At 64.8% G+C, this 18,808-nt stretch carries 19 protein-coding genes; 10 read left to right on the top strand and 9 right to left on the bottom strand.

From position 1 onward, the window contains the following. Positions 1-125: 125 nt before the first annotated feature. Positions 126-1,184, top strand: coding sequence for a LacI family DNA-binding transcriptional regulator (locus tag IEX24_RS03510; RefSeq protein WP_188673721.1), 1,059 nt, complete (start codon positions 126-128; stop codon positions 1,182-1,184). A gap of 61 nt (positions 1,185-1,245) precedes the next feature. Here the strand turns inward: IEX24_RS03510 and IEX24_RS03505 are convergent, their stop codons facing one another. Then, positions 1,246-2,727, bottom strand: a complete 1,482-nt coding sequence (locus IEX24_RS03505; RefSeq protein ID WP_188673718.1) for an aldehyde dehydrogenase family protein — start codon at positions 2,725-2,727, stop codon at positions 1,246-1,248. Positions 2,728-2,736: 9 nt separating this feature from the next. Then, positions 2,737-3,693 carry an amidohydrolase family protein gene (locus IEX24_RS03500; RefSeq protein WP_188673715.1) on the bottom strand — a complete coding sequence of 319 codons (957 nt, stop codon included), beginning with the start codon at positions 3,691-3,693 and terminating at the stop codon, positions 2,737-2,739. A gap of 154 nt (positions 3,694-3,847) precedes the next feature. On the opposite strand from IEX24_RS03500, the gene IEX24_RS03495 reads away from it, so the two are divergent. The 6 genes from IEX24_RS03495 (at position 3,848) to IEX24_RS03470 (ending at position 9,563) form a co-directional block, all read left to right on the top strand. Then, the gene (locus IEX24_RS03495; RefSeq protein WP_203585942.1) at positions 3,848-4,735 is read left to right on the top strand and encodes an IclR family transcriptional regulator; all 888 of its coding nucleotides are present in this window, start codon (positions 3,848-3,850) and stop codon (positions 4,733-4,735) included. 15 nt (positions 4,736-4,750) lie between these two features. After that, complete coding sequence (locus tag IEX24_RS03490; RefSeq protein WP_188673712.1) at positions 4,751-5,956, top strand: histidine kinase; 1,206 nt, start codon at positions 4,751-4,753, stop codon at positions 5,954-5,956. Next, positions 5,953-6,621: a response regulator gene (locus tag IEX24_RS03485; protein ID WP_268236220.1), complete on the top strand. Its 669-nt coding sequence runs from the start codon at positions 5,953-5,955 to the stop codon at positions 6,619-6,621. Before IEX24_RS03490 ends, IEX24_RS03485 begins: the two co-directional genes overlap by 4 nt. 148 nt (positions 6,622-6,769) lie before the next feature. Next, entirely contained in the window at positions 6,770-7,531 is a 762-nt protein-coding gene (locus IEX24_RS03480) for an ABC transporter ATP-binding protein (protein WP_188673709.1), read from the top strand. Next, the gene (locus IEX24_RS03475) at positions 7,528-8,952 is read left to right on the top strand and encodes an ABC transporter permease (RefSeq protein ID WP_188673706.1); all 1,425 of its coding nucleotides are present in this window, start codon (positions 7,528-7,530) and stop codon (positions 8,950-8,952) included. The genes IEX24_RS03480 and IEX24_RS03475 overlap by 4 nt, the downstream gene beginning before the upstream one ends. After that, on the top strand, positions 8,949-9,563 hold the full coding sequence (locus IEX24_RS03470) for a VTT domain-containing protein (RefSeq protein ID WP_229715057.1): 615 nt from the start codon (positions 8,949-8,951) through the stop codon (positions 9,561-9,563). The genes IEX24_RS03475 and IEX24_RS03470 overlap by 4 nt, the downstream gene beginning before the upstream one ends. A 64-nt stretch (positions 9,564-9,627) precedes the next feature. Here IEX24_RS03470 and IEX24_RS03465 read toward each other — a convergent pair whose 3' ends face one another. Further along, complete coding sequence (locus IEX24_RS03465) at positions 9,628-11,199, bottom strand: hypothetical protein (RefSeq protein ID WP_188673704.1); 1,572 nt, start codon at positions 11,197-11,199, stop codon at positions 9,628-9,630. Positions 11,200-11,339: 140 nt separating this feature from the next. Here IEX24_RS03465 and IEX24_RS03460 point away from each other — a divergent pair, with 140 nt between their 5' ends. Next, entirely contained in the window at positions 11,340-12,104 is a 765-nt protein-coding gene (locus IEX24_RS03460) for a DUF72 domain-containing protein (protein WP_188673700.1), read from the top strand. 55 nt (positions 12,105-12,159) lie between these two features. Here IEX24_RS03460 and IEX24_RS03455 read toward each other — a convergent pair whose 3' ends face one another. Beyond that, positions 12,160-12,726 carry a TetR/AcrR family transcriptional regulator gene (locus tag IEX24_RS03455; protein ID WP_188673697.1) on the bottom strand — a complete coding sequence of 189 codons (567 nt, stop codon included), beginning with the start codon at positions 12,724-12,726 and terminating at the stop codon, positions 12,160-12,162. 59 nt (positions 12,727-12,785) lie between these two features. Here IEX24_RS03455 and IEX24_RS03450 point away from each other — a divergent pair, with 59 nt between their 5' ends. Next, on the top strand, positions 12,786-13,523 hold the full coding sequence (locus IEX24_RS03450) for an SDR family oxidoreductase (protein ID WP_188673695.1): 738 nt from the start codon (positions 12,786-12,788) through the stop codon (positions 13,521-13,523). A 65-nt stretch (positions 13,524-13,588) separates the two neighbouring features. Further along, positions 13,589-14,485: an SDR family oxidoreductase gene (locus IEX24_RS03445; RefSeq protein ID WP_188673692.1), complete on the top strand. Its 897-nt coding sequence runs from the start codon at positions 13,589-13,591 to the stop codon at positions 14,483-14,485. 30 nt (positions 14,486-14,515) lie between these two features. Here IEX24_RS03445 and IEX24_RS03440 read toward each other — a convergent pair whose 3' ends face one another. From IEX24_RS03440 to IEX24_RS03420, 5 genes are all read right to left on the bottom strand, one after another. Beyond that, a complete protein-coding gene (locus IEX24_RS03440) occupies positions 14,516-15,100 on the bottom strand; it encodes a nuclear transport factor 2 family protein (protein ID WP_188673689.1) in 585 nt (194 codons plus the stop codon). 78 nt (positions 15,101-15,178) lie between these two features. Next, positions 15,179-16,090, bottom strand: coding sequence for a cyclase family protein (locus tag IEX24_RS03435; protein ID WP_188673686.1), 912 nt, complete (start codon positions 16,088-16,090; stop codon positions 15,179-15,181). 51 nt (positions 16,091-16,141) lie between these two features. Further along, a complete protein-coding gene (locus IEX24_RS03430) occupies positions 16,142-16,753 on the bottom strand; it encodes a nuclear transport factor 2 family protein (RefSeq protein WP_188673683.1) in 612 nt (203 codons plus the stop codon). Then, complete coding sequence (locus IEX24_RS03425; RefSeq protein WP_188673680.1) at positions 16,750-17,469, bottom strand: TetR/AcrR family transcriptional regulator; 720 nt, start codon at positions 17,467-17,469, stop codon at positions 16,750-16,752. Before IEX24_RS03425 ends, IEX24_RS03430 begins: the two co-directional genes overlap by 4 nt. A gap of 83 nt (positions 17,470-17,552) precedes the next feature. Continuing rightward, entirely contained in the window at positions 17,553-18,776 is a 1,224-nt protein-coding gene (locus IEX24_RS03420; RefSeq protein WP_188673676.1) for an acyl-CoA dehydrogenase family protein, read from the bottom strand. Between the last annotated feature and the right edge of the window lie 32 nt (positions 18,777-18,808).

Below are 18,808 nucleotides of genomic sequence, written 5' to 3'. Positions count from 1 at the left end.
GTTGCACCCGGGCCCATCCTCTTGCCTTCGAAACAAAGGATTCATAACATGCTTACTGCATACGTATGCAAACAGCACAAAGCGTATTGGTACACTTTCCCTGTGCGAACGATTGTTCTGGCTCAGTGAGTCGCCCCGAGCCGACATCGACCGATGTCGCGCAACTGGCCGGCGTCTCGCAATCTGCCGTTTCTCGTGCCTTCACCGAAGGTGCGAGCATCAGCGAAGCAAAACGCGCCAGAGTCATCGAGGCTGCAGAACAGCTCGGTTACAGACCGAACCTGATCGCCAGGTCACTTATCACACGTCGCACCGGAATCATCGGGCTCGCCGTCGGAGACTTGAGCAATCCGTTTTACAGCCAACTCATCTACAAGCTCTCTGAGAAGCTACAACAGCGCAATTTTCACCTCCTTCTCTTCACCGTGCCCGACAGGGCGAATTCTGACGATCTTCTCGAAGACGTGATCAACTACCGTCTCGATGCGCTGGTGCTCACCTCGACCGAGGTGTCGTCGCATCTCGGCGCTCGTCTGCAAGAGCGCGGCATACCCGTTGTTCTCATCAACCGAACGACCGAAGACACCGCCTCGTCGAGCGTCGCGAGTGACAACGAGTTCGGCGCGAGCGAAGTCGCGCGTTTTCTGGTGAAACAGGGCCACCGGCGACTCGCCTACGTGGCCGGAATTCAGAACACCTCGACGAACATCGAACGCGAGCGTGGCTTCTTGCGCGCGCTCGCTTCGGTCGCCGGCGTGACCGTTCAGCACATCTCCGGCGACTACGACGTTCATAAGTCGCTCAGCGTGGCTCGTGAACTCTTCGACGGCGAAAACGCCGGCCCCGAAGCAATCTTCTGCGCAAACGACATGATGGCGTTGTCTTTGATGGATGCCCTTCGGTACAACTTGAATCTGCGCGTGCCCGAAGACGTGTCTGTTGTGGGGTACGACAACATCGAGCCCGCTGCGTTCTCGGCGTACCAGCTCACCACGTACTCGCAGCCCATCGACGAGATGGTCGACGCCGCCGTCGAGCTGATCGTCGAGCGTGTCAGCTCGCCCGGCAGCGCCCCGCGGCAGATACGGCTGCGGGGTGAACTCGTTGTTCGCGCGAGCGTCGGGGTACGGCATCCATCATCGGCAGACACTAGCGCGCACCCTTCGTCGGCAGCATCGGCTTAGAACGGGTACGGCATCCATCATCGACCAGCACTGAAACGCACCCTTCGTCGGCAGCATCGGCTTAGAAGGGGTACCGGCCGGGCTTGCTGCTCACCGTGGTGAGTCGCAGTTCGGTGAAGTCTTCGATGGCGTAGAGGCCAGATCTGCCCCAGCCACTGTCTTTCACGCCGCCGACCGGCAGCGCAGCTTCGCTCGCCATGGTCGGTGCGTTGATGTGCACGATGCCGGTGTCGAACCGTTCGGCGAGGTCGAGCCCGCGAGAGCGGTCGCGCGTCATGATCGATGCGCTCAAGCCGTAAGGGGTGTCTTGCGCGGCGCGGAACGCCGTCTCGACGTCGTCGAACGCCTCGATCACCAGCAGAGGGCCGAAGGTCTCGTCGGCACCCGTCGTGCAGATGGCGTCGGCCGGCACGTGGGTCAAGATGGTCGGTTCGTAGATCAGGCCGTCTGAGTGACCGCCGGTCTCGAGCGTCGCGCCACGATTGAGGGCGTCTTGAACGCGCTCGTCGATCTGCTGCACGGCACGCTCGTTGATGAGCGGGCCGATGATGACCTCTGGGTCGCGCGGGTCGCCGATCTTGAGTGACTTGACTCGCGCGGTGAGGCCGGCGACGAACTCGTCGTGAATCGAGCGGTCGACGTAGATCTTGCGCGAATTCATGCAGACCTGACCCTGGTGCAAGAACGCGCCGAAGGTCACTGCCTTGATCGACTCGTCGATGTCGGCGTCGTCGAGCAGAATCACCGGATTGAACCCACCGAGCTCGAGAACCATGCGCTTCAGCGCACGGCCGGCCTGAGCGCCGAGAATGCGCGCGGTCTTGTCGGAGCCGGTGAAGTTGATGCAGCGCACGGCCGGGCTCTCGAAGAACACGTCGGAGATCGCTGCCGCCTCGCCTGGCGCGTGGGTGACCACGTTGAAGGTGCCGGCCGGAAAGCCGGCTTCTTCGAGAATCTCGGCGTGCACGAGGCCCGCCGACATGGGCGCCAGCTCTGACGGCTTAATAACGGTGGTGTTGCCGAAGGCCAGTGGCAGCAAGAAGGTGCGCCAGGCGAGGTAGAACGCGCCGTTCCAGGGGGTGAACCCCGCCACGACACCAAGCGGCTTACGCGTGACGGTGGCCGTACGGCCCGGAATGTCACTGCGAATCACATCTCCGGCCGGCAGGTAACCCCAGCCAGCCGCCTGACGCAGCATGGCCGACGAGAGACGAATCTGAAACGATGAGAAGGCCCGGCTCGCGCCACCCTCGACAGCCATCAGTTCAACGAGCTCTTCGTGCCGCCGGTCGACGATGTCGGCAGCCTTCAGAAACAACCGCTGACGTTCGCCCGGCGCAAGGGCTGCCCACGCCGGGTAAGCGGCGGCGGCAGCGGCGACCGCGGCCTCTGCTTCTCTACGGCCACCCGCGGCGGCTTCGGCAACCACCTCGCCGTTGAACGGGTTGGTGACCGCGAATGTGGGGCTCTCGGCATCCGTCCACTCGCCATTGATGAAGTGCGTCGTGACGGTGGCACTGCCTTGTTCTACGGTGATAGTCATTCGTGTTCCTCAGTTCATTCGAAGCAACGCTTCGACGTTGCCGTGAGCGATTTTCTCGAGATCGGCCGGCTGTACGGGGGCCGTTTCGAGGTAGGTGGTTGCCTTCTTGCTGTCGGCGAAGGGATGATCGACCGAGAACATGATGTGGTCGACACCGAATGACGCAATAGCGCAGAGCAGCGGCACGTCGAAGTTGTAGCCCGACGTGGTGAGGTAGAGATTGCGGCGCAACGTCTCAGCGACGCTCAACGAGTGACCCGTGACCACCGGATTCAGCATCGACTCGATGCGATCGATGTGAAACGGCAGCCCCTCGCCCATGTGGCCGACGATGAGCTTCAGCTCGGGCAGTTCTTCGAACACGCCAGAGGCCACCATTCGGAGCACGTGCATGCCGCATTCCGAGTGCCAACCCCAACCCGACGTCGAGAGGCAGGCCGCGACCTCGGGATCAAGGCCGGAGTAATACGCCTCCTGAACGATCTCGGGGCCCGGCGCGGGGTGCAGGTAGATCGGAACATCCAGCCGCGCCGCAGCCTGCAATACCGGCCTCATCGACGGGTCGTCGAGAAAGATGCCGTTGGTCTGGCCATGAATCATGGCACCGAGAAAGCCCAGCTCTTCAACGCAGCGGGTGAGTTCGGCGGCGGCGGCGATCGGGTCACTCATGGGCAGCGCCGCGAACGCCTGAAAGCGATCGGGCTTGTTCGTGACGGTCTCGGCGAGCCGGTCGTTGATCTTGTGGTTCACATCGACGGCCAGTTCGGGCTCGAGGCCCTGCACGAAGTAGCTGAGAGCCGAGAGCACTTGCATGTCGATGCCCGCCGCATCCATGATGCGCAGACGCTCTTCGCCCAGGTCATCGAGTTCGGCGGCCTTCTTGCCCGCTCGAATGCCCAGGTCGACCCCGGCGGCTTCAATGATGTCTCGAGGCAGCATGTGCTCTTCAAGGGCGATGATCTTCATCGGCTTCTCCCGTCGTTGGGCGAATACACACACAGCAGTGTTCCGCGGTGCTCTCATTAGAACTCGTGGGCGTCGTTCACGACGTGTCTCCTTTCAATGAATGAAAGCTGTGAGCGCGTTTGCGGCGACTTCCAATGAATGGCACCATCGAGACATGACTATGACGCCGGCAGAGACGTCGGCGACCACGCCGACAGCGATGCTGGCAGAGTCGCCAGCAACCACGCCGACAGAGACGCTGGCAGAGACGTCGGCAGAGGTGTCGGCGCCGACGTCTCGGCGCGGCGGGCGCCCAGCGAACGGCGAACCCGTTCTCGACCGTGCTTTTCGACTGCTCGACGCGTTTCACGACGATGCGCCCCGGTTGACCCTCACCGAACTGAGCGAGCGCACCGGCATTCCATTGAGTTCCACCCTTCGACTGGCACTGCATCTCAGCCGCCTGGGCGCCCTCGAACGCCAGGCCGACGGCACCTTCATGATCGGCTTGCGCCTGCTCGAATACGCCTCGCTCGCTCCGCGCGGGCACGGCCTGCGCTCTATTGCGTTGCCGTACCTCGAAGATCTGCACCGCGCCACCGGGCAGCATGTTCAGTTGGCCGTCAGAGAGAACGACGAGGGTGTCATCGTCGAACGCCTCTCGACGCCAGGCGCGGGCAAAGTGCTCTATTCGGTCGGCGGCCGCGTGCCCCTGCACGGCACCGGGCTCGGACTCGTGCTTTTGGCGTACAGCCGGCCCGAGTTTCAAGACGCCTACCTGCAGCGCTCGCTCTTTCTCGAACCCGAACATACGCCGGTCACGGCGGCCGAGGTTCGCGCGCAGCTGCAGGCCGTGCGCCAAACCGGCATCGCCCACATGTCTCGGTTGTTGCCCGAGCCGGCCGCTTCGGTCTGCGCGCCCATCTTCGATCGCTCCGGAGCGTGCGCCGCGTCGATCGCGGTGCTCGGCGCCGACGGCACACTCGACTCTCGCGTGGTGGAGCCCGCCGTCATCGCCATCGCGCGGGCCATTACGCGCGACCTCAAGCTCAGCGGCCGCTGAGTTAGAGTGGCGCCTGTGTTCGCATGGTTCGAAGGTCGGCCCGGGGTCACCGATGTCTTGCTCGGCGCGGTGGCGCTGGTGCTCTTCGGCGCGGCCGATTACGTGCGAGGCGGGGCTTCTGCCGCGCTGATCACCATCATCTTCGCCGCGGCCATCGTCTTCTGGCGACGGATGCCCGGGCTGGGGCTCGCGATCGCCTGGGTCGGCGCGCTGGTGCAAATCGCCACCGTCGACGGGCTGCTCGTCGGCGATATTCTCATTCTCGGCGTGGTGTTCGCGACGGGGCTCTCTGAGTCCAAGACCGTTCGCTGGGCCGGTATTTTCTCGAGCATCGTGGGCGGCGGAGTAGCCGGCGCCCGGCTCACCCTGTACGCGCCGACATACGGTGACGGGGAGTACATTCCCACCGACCCGTTCTACCGCGGCGTTTCGTTCGTCATCGTGAGCGGTGTCGTCGCTGCCGCACTCGCCCTGTTCTGGACTCTCGGCGTGGTCGTTCGCAATCGCCGAGCCACGGTGGCCGCGCGCTCAGAGCGCGAGCGCGAACGCATCGTCGCCGAAGCGACCCTCACCCAAGAGCGTGAGCGAGCCCTGCTGAGCCGCGAGATGCACGATCTGGTCGGCCACGCCCTGGCCGTCGTGATTGCCCAGTCTGACGGCGCACGCTATGCCAAACTGACCGACCCGAACGCCGAAGCGACGGCCCTCGCCACCATCAATCGCACCGCACGAGCGGCACTCGACGACGTGCACGAACTCCTGCAGGTGCTGCGCGAACCAGCCGGCTCAGGCCGCGAGACTCCGGGGGCCGCTGACCTCGAGCTGCTTCTGGCGAGCGTTCGCGAGGCCGGGCTCAACGTGACATTGACCGAATCGGGTGACCGAATGGCGATGTCTGCCGCGCACGAACTCGCCCTCTACCGCGTGCTGCAAGAGTCGCTGACGAATGCCATCAAACACGGCGGCCGCGAGACAGATGTGCAGGTCACGCTCGACTGGCACCGTGATGCGGTGCACTTTCGGGTGCTCACCACCGAGCGCCTCGCGACTGGCTCGGGTCGAGCACTCGGCCAGGGCATCATCGGAATGAAAGAGCGCATGCGACTGCTCGGCGGAGCCGTTCAAACCGGCGCTCGAACGTTCGGCGTTCCGGGCTTCTCGGTGGAGGGGCATCTGCCGTTCAACGCGACCGAGGCCGAGGCGCAGGGAGCCAAGCTGTGAGCGGGCGGCCGCTGCCGAGCATCCGCATCGGCCTCACCGACGACCAGCCGCTGTTTCGAGCAGGAATCGCGATGGTCATCAACTCACAACCCGACCTCACCGTGGTGTGGGAGGCGTCTGACGGCGCCGAGGCCGTCGAACGGTGTGCGGCCGAGCCTGTCGACGTGGTGCTGATGGATCTCGAGATGCCGAAGATGGGCGGCGTCGAGGCTATTACGCGGGTGATGGGGGCTGCCGGGCATCCACCTCGGTTCATTGTGCTCACCACGTTCGACCTCGACGACAAGACGTTTCAGGCTGTGAACGCCGGTGCGAGTGGGTTTCTGCTGAAAACGACAGACCCCGAGTTTCTGCTCGCCGCGATTCGCACGGTGCACGCCGGTAGCGCGGTTCTGGCGCCCAGCGCAACGGCGAACCTGGTGCGGCGGTTCGCGGCGCCCGCTGCGAGAAGCATCACCGGCGACCCGTTGCACGCCCTGACTCCGCGCGAACGCGACCTGTTCGCGGCTGTGGCCGCCGGCCTCAGCAACGCCGAAATCGCGGCTCAGCTGCGCCTCAGCGACGCCACCGTGAAGACCCACGTCAGCCGCATCTTGAGCAAGCTCGAGCTTCGCGACCGCGTGCAGCTGGTGATTTTCGCCTACCAGAACGGGCTCAGCGTCTGACGCCTCGCGGCGCCCAACAACGCAGCGCCGGTCTGCGCGTCATCACTTGTGTGTAGGTGAAGTTCACTCTTCAGACCGATTCGTCGAACTCGTCGCCTTCGTAGCGTTGAGGTGAGCGTGACAGGCGCGCCGCGAGGGGAAGACCAGCATGAGTGACACCGTGTTCGCACAAACCGCCGCCGAGGCTCGGGGCGTCAGCAAGATCTACGGCTCAGGCGACAGCGCCACCACGGCATTGAACAACGTCGACCTGCAGATCGGCGCCGGCAGTCTCACCGCCATCATGGGCCCCAGCGGTTCGGGCAAGTCGACCCTGATGCACGTCTTCGCCGGCCTCGACAACGCGACTCACGGCACGGTGAGCATCGGCGACACCGATATCACCCACCTCGACGACAACGCCCTCACCGTGCTGCGCCGCCGCAAACTCGGCTTCGTCTTTCAGGCCTTCAACCTCGTGCCCACGCTCAGCGTGCTCGGCAACGTCACCCTGCCCTTCGAGCTCGACGGTCGCAAACCCACCGCCGCCGAACTGAGCTGGGTGCGCGAGCTGCTCGGTCGCCTCGGGCTCGGGATGCTCGAGGCACGTCGCCCGCATGAACTCTCTGGAGGGCAGCAGCAGCGCGTCGCTATCGCCCGTGCTCTGGCGATGCGACCGCAGTTGATCTTCGCCGACGAGCCCACCGGAAACCTCGACTCCCGTTCGAGCCGCGAAGTGCTGACGCTGTTGCGCGACCTGACCCGCGAGTATCAGCAGACGGTGGTTTTGGTGACTCACGACCCCGTGGCCGCATCCCACGCCGACAGGGTGATCTTCATCGCCGACGGCGCCATCGCCCGAGACGTGGTGGGCCGGAGCGACGCGAAGACGTTGTCTGACATCATTCTGAGCCTCGAGGTGACAGCGTGATCGCCCTCGCGTTTCGGGAGCTGGTGCACGGCGGAAAGCAGCACATCTCGAGCATCCTCGTCGCCCTGCTCTCGTCGGTCTTCGCGACCATGCTGATCGAGATGGATACGGTGCTGCGCGTGCAGTCAGTGGGCGGCCAATTCATCAAGCACGGTTACGTTCGTGCGCTTCTCGACGTGCTCGACATTCTGTTCTTCTTCGTTGCGGTGTTCGTGGCGTGCATCGTCACGGCGAATACATTCGGCATCATCATGGCTGGGCGGTCGAAGCACATCGCGCTGCTGCGCCTGCTCGGCGCCTCGGCGAAAACGCTTCGCGGCGCGATCGCCATCGAGGGTGCCGTTGTGGGGCTGGTTGGTTCAGTCATCGGGCTCGTTCTCGGGCTGATCGTGACCCAGATCGCGTACGGTTCGCTGGTGTCTGCCGGCACCTTCGTCGATGTGCCGATCGCCACGATCACTCCGCTCTTGATCGCACCCATCGTCGTGGGCGTGGCCAGCACGACCGGGGCGGCGTGGTTCGGGTCGCGCAAGATTCTCGCCGTCTCCCCCATCGAGGCCACCGGCCACACCCAAGAACCGAAGGTCGCCACTGTGGCCGAGATGCCCCGGAGGCTTCGGGCGCTGGTCATCATCGCGTTCGCCGGCGGCATCGTGCTGCTGGTGGCCGGCGTGGCCATCGGCCTGAAGTCGCCGCTCGGGCTGCTCGTCGCGGCTCCAGGCGGCGCGCTCAGCTTCGTGGGGTTCGTGCTCGGCGCCACCTACTTCATTCCCGGGTTGCTCAAGGTTGCCGGGCGCGCTACCGGAACCTCGACGCCGAGCGTGCTCGCGAGCGCCAATGCGCTGCGCTACCCCGCTCGTTCGGCGCGCTCGACCATCGGCCTCATCATCGGTGTGACCCTGGTGACCATGTTCACCGTGGCCGGGCAGTCGTTTCTCGCGCAGACCGGGCCTGTTGCCGCCGGGGCGAATGCGGCCGACGAAGCGGGCGATCAGGCGTTTCTGCAGCTCACCATGGGCATTCTCGCGGTGCTCATCGGGTTCTCGTTGGTGATCGCCGCCATCGGGCTCGTCAACAGCCTCTCGCTCAGCGTCATTCAGCGTCGCCGCGAGATAGGGCTTCTGCGGGCGTTGGGGTTCACGAAAGGGCAGGTTCGGGCCATGATCTTGGCTGAGAGCATCCAACTCACCCTCGTCGGCGGAGTCACCGGGCTCATCTTGGGCATCTTCTACGGCTGGGCCGGGGTGCTCGCCGCCATCGCCTCAGACCATCACATCGGCGGGTTCTTCGCGCCGACCATTCCGGCGTGGATCATCATCGCCATCGCGGCGGGTGCCATTCTGCTGGCCATCGTCTCGTCGGCCATTCCCGCTCGATCGGCCGTGCGCATCTCGCCCGTTCGGGCATTGGCCATCGAGTGAACATTCTGAACCCGACCGCGCTTCTCGAAGGTGCGGGGCCGTGGGTGCTCGTGGTCGTGATGCTGGTCGTTTTCATCGAGACCGGACTGCTCTTTCCGTTTCTGCCCGGCGACACTCTGGTGTTCACCGCCGCACTGCTCGCCGTGCCTCTGGGGTTGCCGCTCTGGCTGATCGTGCTCGGGGTCTCGGTGGCCGCGATTCTGGGCGACCAGACGGGGTATCACATCGGCAGGCGGTTCGGGCCGCGGCTGTTCAAGCCCGATGCGCGGGTGTTCAAGACGCGCTACCTCGCCGAGGCCGACGCGTTTTTCACGAAGTACGGCGGCCGGTCGCTCGTGATCGCTCGGTTCGTGCCCATCGTGCGCACCTACGTGCCGCCCGTGGTCGGAATGTCGAAGCTGCCGTTTCGCACGTTTCTCGTCTGGAACACGATCGGCGGCATAGCCTGGGCGCTCGTTCTCACCGTGGCCGGTTACTTTCTGGGCGGCATTGCGTTGATCGCCAACAACATCGAGGTCATCGCGGTCATCATCGCGGTGGTCTCCATCGGGCCGGTGGTCGTGTCGTTCATCCGCAGCAGGCGCAAGAGCCAGAACGGCGATCAGGCATAGGCTCGTCGGTCATCGGGAGTGGATGACCGGGCCGGGCTCGCACGGCGGCGTGAGCCTCGGCGGGTCAGTCTGAGCTGGTGGCGAACCCCGTGAATGTCACCGACGAGAGCTGGGCGCCGGTCACCGGGTGCGAGTAGATGAAGATCGACGAGCCGCCCACGTTCGGAATCATTTCGGCGTACGGCAGCGTGGTCGACGTCGCGAGCGTCTGGGCGACGTCGCTGCCGGTCGGCTCGATGATGACGCCCGGGGTCACGCCAGCTGCGGCCGCGCGGTAGGGCGCATATCGCCCGAACTCGATGTCAGCTGCCGTCACGCGCTCGTTGCTCACCGCGGCGAGGCTGTACGACGTCCAGTAGGTTGCCCAGACGGCCGTGATTCCGCGCGACTCGAGGTAGGAGTCGACCAGCGCGTAGTCTTCGCCGAACATCACCAGCCCGTCGGGTGCGGGTGCTGTCGGCAGCCCTGCGGCTTCGCGGGCCGCCGCCGCTGATGCTGAGAGTGCGATCAGGTTGGCTGAACCGCGCACCGTGATGGTCGTTGCGACGACAACGAGTACAGCCGTGCATCCCGCAACGATCCACACTGCACGCCTGGTCGATTGCCTGCTCAGGGCACCCCCGATGAACGCGAACACACGAGCCGCCACCGCGGCCACGGCGAATGCCAGCCCGGGCAAGAAGAACTCGTCGTAGCGCGCCGCCGACGGCACGAGCAAGATTCCCGACAGAACGAACACCACCGTGAGCAGCACCAACCCCACGGCGAACGCGAAGGTGATGCCGGTGCGGTCGCGCCAGGCGCCGATGATCAGCACAACGATCAGCGCAATCACAATAGTGCCCACCAGTACCAGGCCACGGCCGTGACCGAGCGGCACTCCTGCCGGCATGAGCACGTAGAACAGCGCCTGCGTGCGGTCGAAAATGTCCGCGAACAGAGTGGTCTTCTGGCTCATGGCCTCGCCGCCGGCCCGCCACTGTTCGAGCCCCCACAGGTAGATCAGAACGCCCACCGCGAACCCGGGCAGCAGCAAGAGCACCGACGAAACCCTGCGCCGGTTGTACACCACGAGCAGCGCCGCGGGCAATGCGATAGCGAACCCCATCGGCGAGCACCACAGCGCGAGCCCGATGCTGAGCCCCACGCCGACGATGCGCAAGCGCGGCAGGCGAAGTGGATGATCGACGGCCAGCCAGATCGCCAGCAACCCGAACAGCACGCTCGAGATGTAGAAGCCGCCGTCGTCAGTGGTCTGGCTGACCAGATACGACCCCGGGAAGGCGAAGATCGCCGTCGCAACAACGGCTGCGGTGCGCCCCAAGGCGAGCAGCGTGAGCCGGCACAGCAGCACCGCTGACACAGCGATCATGCCGAGCGTCACGCCGTAGAGCACATACGGCGACGCCACACTCACGGCCATGATGCCGCCGGCTATCCACGAGATCGCGGTACCGCCGTATTGCTGCCCCCAGTAGAGGGCGCTGAAATCGCCCTTCGACGCGTGCAGGGCGATGAGGTACACCACCGCGCGGTCGGCATTGACGGTGAAGCCGGGCGAAAGCAGAACAACGAGGCGCAGCGCGATGCCGCCGGCAATCAGCAGGCCGATCGCCCAGACAAATCCTCGTTTCACGTCTGCAACCTTATGTGATGTGACCTCTCGAATCTGTGAGCACGCCGGGGCGGGCATCCACTCACCTGCGTGTGGGTTTGTCGCGGGGCGACGGGCATGCTGAACTTCTGTGAGACCCAGCCGATCGCGAGGAGCTCGTTATGTCAGGTGCGAACGACGGCCGAGGCATCTGGGTGGGTACCTCGGGCTGGAGCTACGAGCACTGGAACGGCCCGCTCTATTCGCCCGACCTGCGCCCGTGGCAGAGGCTCGACCGATACACCGCCGAATTCAGCACCGTCGAACTCAACGCCAGCTTCTACCGTTGGCCGACCGATCGCGCTTTCGCAAGCTGGCGGCGACGGATGCCCGAAGGCTTTCGCCTGTCGGTGAAGGCGCCGCGCGGCCTCACGCACGGCAAGAAGCTGTACTCCCCCGAACTCTGGGCCACGCGCATCGCACGCTCGTGGCACGAACTCGGCGACAAGCGCGCCGTGCTTCTCGTTCAGCTGCCGCCGACCATGCCGCGCGACGACGAGCGCCTGAACTACTTTCTGGGCACGCTGCCGCACTGGCTGAGGGTCGCGGTCGAGCTGCGCCACCCGAGCTGGAACGACCCCGAGGTTTTCGACCTGCTCGAACGTCACAACGCCGCGTACTGCGTCATGAGTGGCGCGAACCTGCCCTGCGTCATTCGCGCCACCTCAGACATCGTCTACGTGCGCTTGCACGGGCCCGACCACGAGTACCTCTACGGCGGCTCGTACTCCGACGCCGACCTGTCGTGGTGGGCCGATCGCGCCAGCGAGTGGCATGGTTCGGGCAAAGCCGTCTACTTGTACTTCAACAACGACGGCGGTGGCAATGCGGTCGACAACGCGCGCACCCTGCGCCGCCTGCTCACCGAGCGCGGCTTCCTGGCTTAGACCCAGATCTCGCGGCTTCTGGGCTTAGAGGTCTCGCGGCTTGCGGCTTCTGGGCCTAGTGAGCGCGCAGGCCGTCGACGACCAGGTCGAGCAGGTGGGTGATGCGGGTGTCTGTGGTGGTGTCGAGTTGCCAGAGAAAACCCACCAGCGCGAGAAGCTCGTCGGCCTGAATGTCGGCGCGCAGTTGGCCGGCGTTCTTGCCGTCGTCGAGCAGGGTGGTGATCACGCCGATGATGCTCGAATATTGCTTCTCGTGAAGCGCGCGTTTCGCCGCCGCATCGAGAACCGCCGAGAGAGCGTGCTTCTTTCTGCCGAACGACGCGAGGTGAGTGAGCCACGTTCGAAGCGCCACCACCGGTTCGCTCCGATCGCGAAATGTTTCGGCAGAGTCGATGAGCTCGGCGAATTCGTGCTCGTAGACCTCGAGCAGCAGCGCCTCTCGGCTCTCGAAATGCCGGTACAGCGTCGCCTGGCCCACACCGGCCGAGCGCGCGATGGCCTGCATCGTGGTTTGTGCTGACTCGTCGAGCGCCGTGCGCGCTGCGTCGAGAATTCGTTGGCGGTTGCGGTTGGCATCGGCCCGTGAAGAGACGGAACGAGCATCCGGTGGCGAAACGGACATGTGTACGGTAGCCTCCTGGATGTGCGGACAACTGTCCGTTTCATTCTAGGGAGCAAACCGTGTCAGGCATAACAGCGAAGGTCGTCGCAATCACCGGAGCCAGCAGCGGTATCGGCGAGGCCACCGCACTTCATCTCGCCGACGAGGGCGCACGCGTGATCGTGGCCGCTCGGAGAGAAGAACTCGTTCAGGCGCTGGCGACACGCATTCGCGATGCTGGCGGCGAAGCGATAGCGGTGCAGGTGGATGTTCGGGAGCCGGCCGACCTTCGCAAACTGGTCAGCGCAGCCCTCGACAACTACGGCAGGCTCGACGTTCTCTTCAGCAACGCCGGAAGTATGGCGGTCTCGGCCCTCGACGACGACTCCGTCGACGACTGGAACGAGATGATCGACGTGAATCTCAAAGGCGTACTGAACGGCATTTCTGCCGCGCTACCCGTGTTTCGGCGGCAGAAGTCGGGTCACTTCATTCACACGGCGTCGACATCGGCTCACAAGGTGACTGCGACGATGTCGGTCTACGCCGCAACGAAGACCGCGGTGCGAGCGTTGAGCGAGGGGCTGCGCCAAGAGGCCGGCCCCGACCTGAGGGTGACCGTGATCTCACCCGGTTTCACGAACACCGAAGGGGTCGGCAAGGGCGGCTCGCCCGAGGTGGGCGCGGCCCTGCGCGCACAGCGAGACGCGATGGCCATGCCGCCCGACGCCATTGCGGCAGCCGTCGCCTACGCCATCGCGCAGCCGGCAGGGGTCGAAGTCGGCGAAATCATTATTCGGCCGACGGCACAGGGCTGAATTCATAATAGACAGAGCGTCTGTTATGGTGATGAGATCGCAGCATCGCGATCGAAAGGGCCCCCATGATTCTCGTGACCTCTGCCTCCGGCAATCAGGGCAAGCTTCTGCTTCCCAAACTTCTGCAGCGCGGGCTCGAGGTTCGAGCGAGTGTCAGGTCTGAGGCATCCGCTGCCCGTCTGCGTGAGCTGGGCGTGCACGACGTCATCGTCGGCGACATCGCCGACCCCGAGATGCAACGCCGGGCGGTTCGGGGTGTCGAGAAGATCTACCACATCGCCGCGACGGTCAGCCCGGGCGAGCGCGCCATGGGGTTCGGCCTCATCGATGCCGCACGCGAAGCAGGCGTTTCGCATTTCGTGTTCAGCTCGGTGCTGCACGCCATCGCTTCTGAGCTGGTGCAGCACGAGATCAAGCGCGACATCGAAGAGCATCTGCTGGCCTCTGGCCTCGAGTTCACCATTCTGCAGCCGTCGAACTACATGTCGCCCATCAAGTTGCGGTCGGTGTTCGAGCACGGCGTTTTCGAACTCATGTGGTCGCTCGATCGCAGCCAGAGCGTAGTCGATCTCGACGATGTGACCGATGTCGCCGTAATGGCGCTCACTGACACCGCCCGGCATGCAGCTGCAACGTATGAACTCGTGGCCCCGGGGCGTTTCACGGCACACCAACTCGGCGAAATCATCAGCCGCGTGGTCGAGAGGCCCATCGAGGTGCGCGAGATCGATTCAGAAGCGTTCGCCGTCGCGCTGCTCGGCGCCGGCGACCTGTCGACCCGGCAGCACGAGGTGAACGCCTTACAGACCATCTCCGGCTACAACAGCGCCCACGACTTCGTGGGCAACCCGAACGTGCTCACCTGGCTGCTCGGCCGTGAACCTACCTCGTATGAGCAGTTCGTTCGCCGGGAATGGGATGCCCGCCGGGCAGCCGTGCAGCCAGGCGTCTCAGCTTTGTAGCCAGGCGTCTCAGCCTTGTAGCCAGGCGTCTCAGCTTTGCAGCCAGGCGTCGATGTCGACGTAGAGCGCGTTGAGCTGGTCTGGGCGATCGGTTCCAGGCAGGTCGGCGTCGACGACCGTTCCGCGCAGCGCACGGGTATATGAGAGATACCGGTACGACGACCGAAACCCTGCGAGAGCTTCGGGCTCGATTCCGAGGCTGGTGCCGGGCACGGCGGGCTCGAGCGTGTCACCTTCGTTCACCGAGTGCAGTGCGCTGAGCAGCCAGGGGCCGCCGGCACGACGTTCGACACGGTAGATCAGCCGCATGAACGAGGTGAAGACAGCTTCGACGTCGTTCACGGGCATCCACACGATTGTCGTCGACGGCAGCTCGACCATCGCCCGGTCGCCCACGACCGTGACGTCGGGCGGGCCGAGGCGGTTCACCGGGCGCGCGAACGTGGCGTACGGGTTGCCCGCGCCGGCGATGAAATCTCGGGGGCTGCCGCGTAGCCAGCTCGTCTCGATGATGGCGTCGGGGTGATAGCAGGCGATGTTAGCGTCGCCGAGGCCTCGCGTTCGAGTTTGGCGCTCACGCACCACGAGCGCGCCGACAGTTGCTGCGTCGTTCATTGATTCTCCAGAGGTAGTAGTACCGGTTTATCACCGGGCGGTTTCTGGCAAGTGATGTGGCCCAGGATGCTCGGCGCCTCAGAACAGCGCGAGCGGATTCACCGGAACGCCGGTCGAATTCTGCACCGGCATCGGGCCGCACACGAACAAAAACGCCCACCGCCCGAGCCTGTCGGCCGTCTCGGCCAGTTCTTCGACCTCGGCGCCGTCGATGAGTGGCATGCCGAGCCGCGCGAGAGCGACGTCGTGCAGCGGAATCTCCGCGCCGGGCTTCGAGAGCACTCGGTCGCCCACGTCGCTCGCGATGATGCTCACATCGTGGTCGGCCAGCCACTGAATCACGTCGAGGGCGAAGTAGGGGTACGGGTCGTCGATGTCTTCGCGTTCGCGTACCCGCCAGCCGCCGCGGATGACGACAGCGTCGCCCGGCTCGAGAGACCGGCCGGTGCGCTCGAGCGCGGCATCGAGGTCGGCGGCATGAATCACGTACTCGGCATCGAGCCTGGCTCCCGGCGCCAGGTCGAGCAGAATGCCGCGAGTGACGATGCCCCCCGTGAATGCAGAGGTCGAGCCGTGATTGATCGTGCCGCCCCGCGTGGTCTCGAACAACGACTTGCCCGGGTAGACGAGCCCGTCGAGGGGAATGTGCGCGAGAGCATCGATGTGGGTCATGTGCACGTGGTGCGTGTAGATCAGCAGAACGTCGCTGAGCGCACGGGGCGGCGAGCCCGTGTAGGTCATGGTCTGCTGCACGGGTGGCGGCGACAAGACCTGCGAGCGCGGCCACGGCCCGCCGCCGGCGAACAGCGACGGCGAGATGGGAACAGCGAGCGACACAACCTCACCACTCGCGAGCTCGGCATAGCCTCGCAGGCGAGACTCGGCCGTGATGAGATTCAGGGTGCCGCGCTCGTCGTCGTCACCCCACCTCCCCCAGTTGCTGGGCAGGTCGTCGGTCTGATCTGAGTCGTAAACATTGTGGTCTGTCATTGTCTGAACTTTCTTGTCTGCTCTGACGTCGCTGTCAGCCATGCGCGCCCCTCAGTCATGCGCGCCCCCCAGCCATGCGCGCCCCTCAGCCATGAGCGCCTCGAGCGCGGGCCCCGAACGGCCGGGCAGCCCGGGCCGCACCGAGAGCCCGCCGAGGGCCTGGGCATAGCCGAGGTGCCGGTACCCCTCGGGAAACTGCGCCAGCAGCGACTCGTCGAGCCTCAACGGCGCACCCGGAACCACCGCGACGATGCGGTCGTTCTCGTAAATGACGCGGCGATCTCGTATACCCCAGCCGAACCGGCCCTCTTCGCGCCGCAGCAGATCGTAGAACCGCCCGGTGCACTCGATGTCGACCAGCACACCGTGCAGCTCGACGCGCTGCGTAATAGACATCTTCGTCTGCGCGACCGCACGGTCACCGACCACCTCGATGGCCGCGCCGCCGAGAAAGTGCGTCACATTCACGCCGCGTTCGTAGCCCGCGCGGCTCGCCTGAATGAAGTCGGTTGCCGAACCCTCGAACCAGGTCGCGCTCATTTGGCCGTCGGCACACCAGAGCTCAGCGAATTCGGCCCACATGCCGCCGTCTCGAAGCACGGCCCAGCGCTCGATGATCGAGCGAATGGCCGCCTCGTCGACGGATGCCGTTAGCTGGCTCACTCGTCTGCCCCGAGTTCTCTCAGCGAATCGCTCCACGTCGGCAGCTCGTCGCCAGCCGATTCACGAATGAACGTCGATGTCTCAGCGAGAAGCTCTTCGGCCTTCACAGAATCAGCCCCCAGGCCACGCAACATGAGTGCCATGGTGTCGTGAACAAACGGCAGCACGTCTTCGGTCGGGGTCTGAGCGAGGTGACGCATTCCCTCGCTCAGCGTGCCGAGCGCGAGCGCGAGCGCAGATTGCTGAGACGTGAACGTGAGAAATCCGCTCTCGCGTGCAGCCCTGATGTGCATATCGATGCCGTGCCGCACTTCACTCGTGGGGCCCATCACGTCGGCTCGTGAGACGAAGGCCGCCCAGACCGGCTCGCGAACACTGCGAATCAAAAAGATCTGCATGGCCGCCGTCATGCGAAACGGGGCCGTGTTGGTCGGCGTGAACATGCTCTTGGCGATCTCGACCATGTCGTCGGCCATCGTCTGGCCGAGCTGCTGCACGGCCTCGTCGATCGACGCGAAGTACTTGTAGTAGGTCGCCTTCGAGACGTCTGCCTTGGCAATGACCACCTCGACCGTGGGTGACCCTCCGAACGGCGTCTCGGCGAAACACACCAGAACGGCCTCGAGGAGTCGCCTGTGCATCCGCTCGCGCCGCTGTCTGGCCACACGAACGCGATGGTCGGTGCTCTCGTCGATCACAGCCTGAGATTGTTCCACGCTCTCTCCCCTTCGTGCACCACCTGGTCGGCCAGCGTGGAATGACGTTGCGATAGCCGCACCCTACCCGATCCGGCCCCCGATCAGACTGCCATCAGGTCGGGCTCAATACCAGCAAGCATGCGCCCGTACGACTCGAGGTTGCTGGCCACGTTGACGAAGGGATGCATCGTCGCGACTTTGGCGTCTTGCCAGATGCGGTTCAGCTCACTGGCCTTCCACGCCCACGACCCACCGGCAGCGTTCGCCAGAGTGTCGATGGCCTCCCAGACGAGCTGGTCTGCGTATGCAGTGTCGCGGGTGATGCGTGCTCGCTCGATTTTGGGCATCGTCTCGTTGCGGTCGGCCCAGTACTGCATGGCCTCGCAACCACGCTCGATGATCGCGTCTGCCGTGTCGATCTTCGCCGACACCTCGCCCAACTGCAGATGTGTCACGGCGGCGAGGTTCTGCTTGGTGTAGAACGTCAGCTTGATGTCGCGCTTCGGCAGCGCTTCGAGAAAGGATTCGAGCATGTGCTTGCCGAGCCCCAACACCGGAAACGCGAGAATGAGCACCATCAGCGGGCCGAACGCCACCCGGTAGAACGGGTCTTCGGCGCCGAAGATGGCCGGTTGAGTGCCCTCGTTGCAGGCTTGCAGCGAGACGATGCGATCGTCGGCGATGAAAATGCCCTCCATGGCGACGTTCGTGCTGCCGCTGCCCCGCAACCCCGAGGGGTTCCAGTCGTGCAGAATCGTCACGTCAGACATCGGTACGATCGCGACGCCACCCGGGAAGACCGGCTCGCCGGCTTCGTTGAACCCGGGCACCCCCAAGAGGTTCCAGTCGGCCTGGTACACACCGGAGTTGAAGAACCACATGCCCTTGTCGACCACAATGCCGCCTTCGACTTTGTGCGCCTTCACGCCGCGACCCGAAAAGACCCCGGCGAAGCGGGCGTCGGGTTCGGCGAAAACCTCGTCGACGACGTGACGCGGGTACAGATTCGCGGCCATCCAGGCTGCTGCGGAGTTCAGGGTGAGCCCCCAGGCGACACCGCCGTCGCCGCGGCCGATCTCGGTGACCGCGCGCTTCCACACGCTGATTCCCGACTGCAGGCCACCAAGTTCACGGGGCACCGCCATGCGCCAGAGCCCGGCATCGCTCATCTGTGCGGCGATGTCATGCGGGGTGCGAGAGGCGGCGTCGATCTCATCGCGGGCCGCGCGGAGTTCAGGAATGAAGGCGCGTGCCCAGTCGACGAGCTCTTCGCCGGCTGGGTCGATCGCGGCCTCAAGGGGTGAGCTTGCGGGCGTGAATTCCATGTCATCTCCTATGATAACTTCAAAGTATACAG

The organism is Subtercola lobariae, from assembly GCF_014640255.1.
Taxonomy (GTDB): domain Bacteria; phylum Actinomycetota; class Actinomycetes; order Actinomycetales; family Microbacteriaceae; genus Subtercola; species Subtercola lobariae.
The sequence above is the reverse complement of the archived record's forward strand: the minus strand, read 5'-3'. Positions and strand labels throughout refer to the sequence as shown.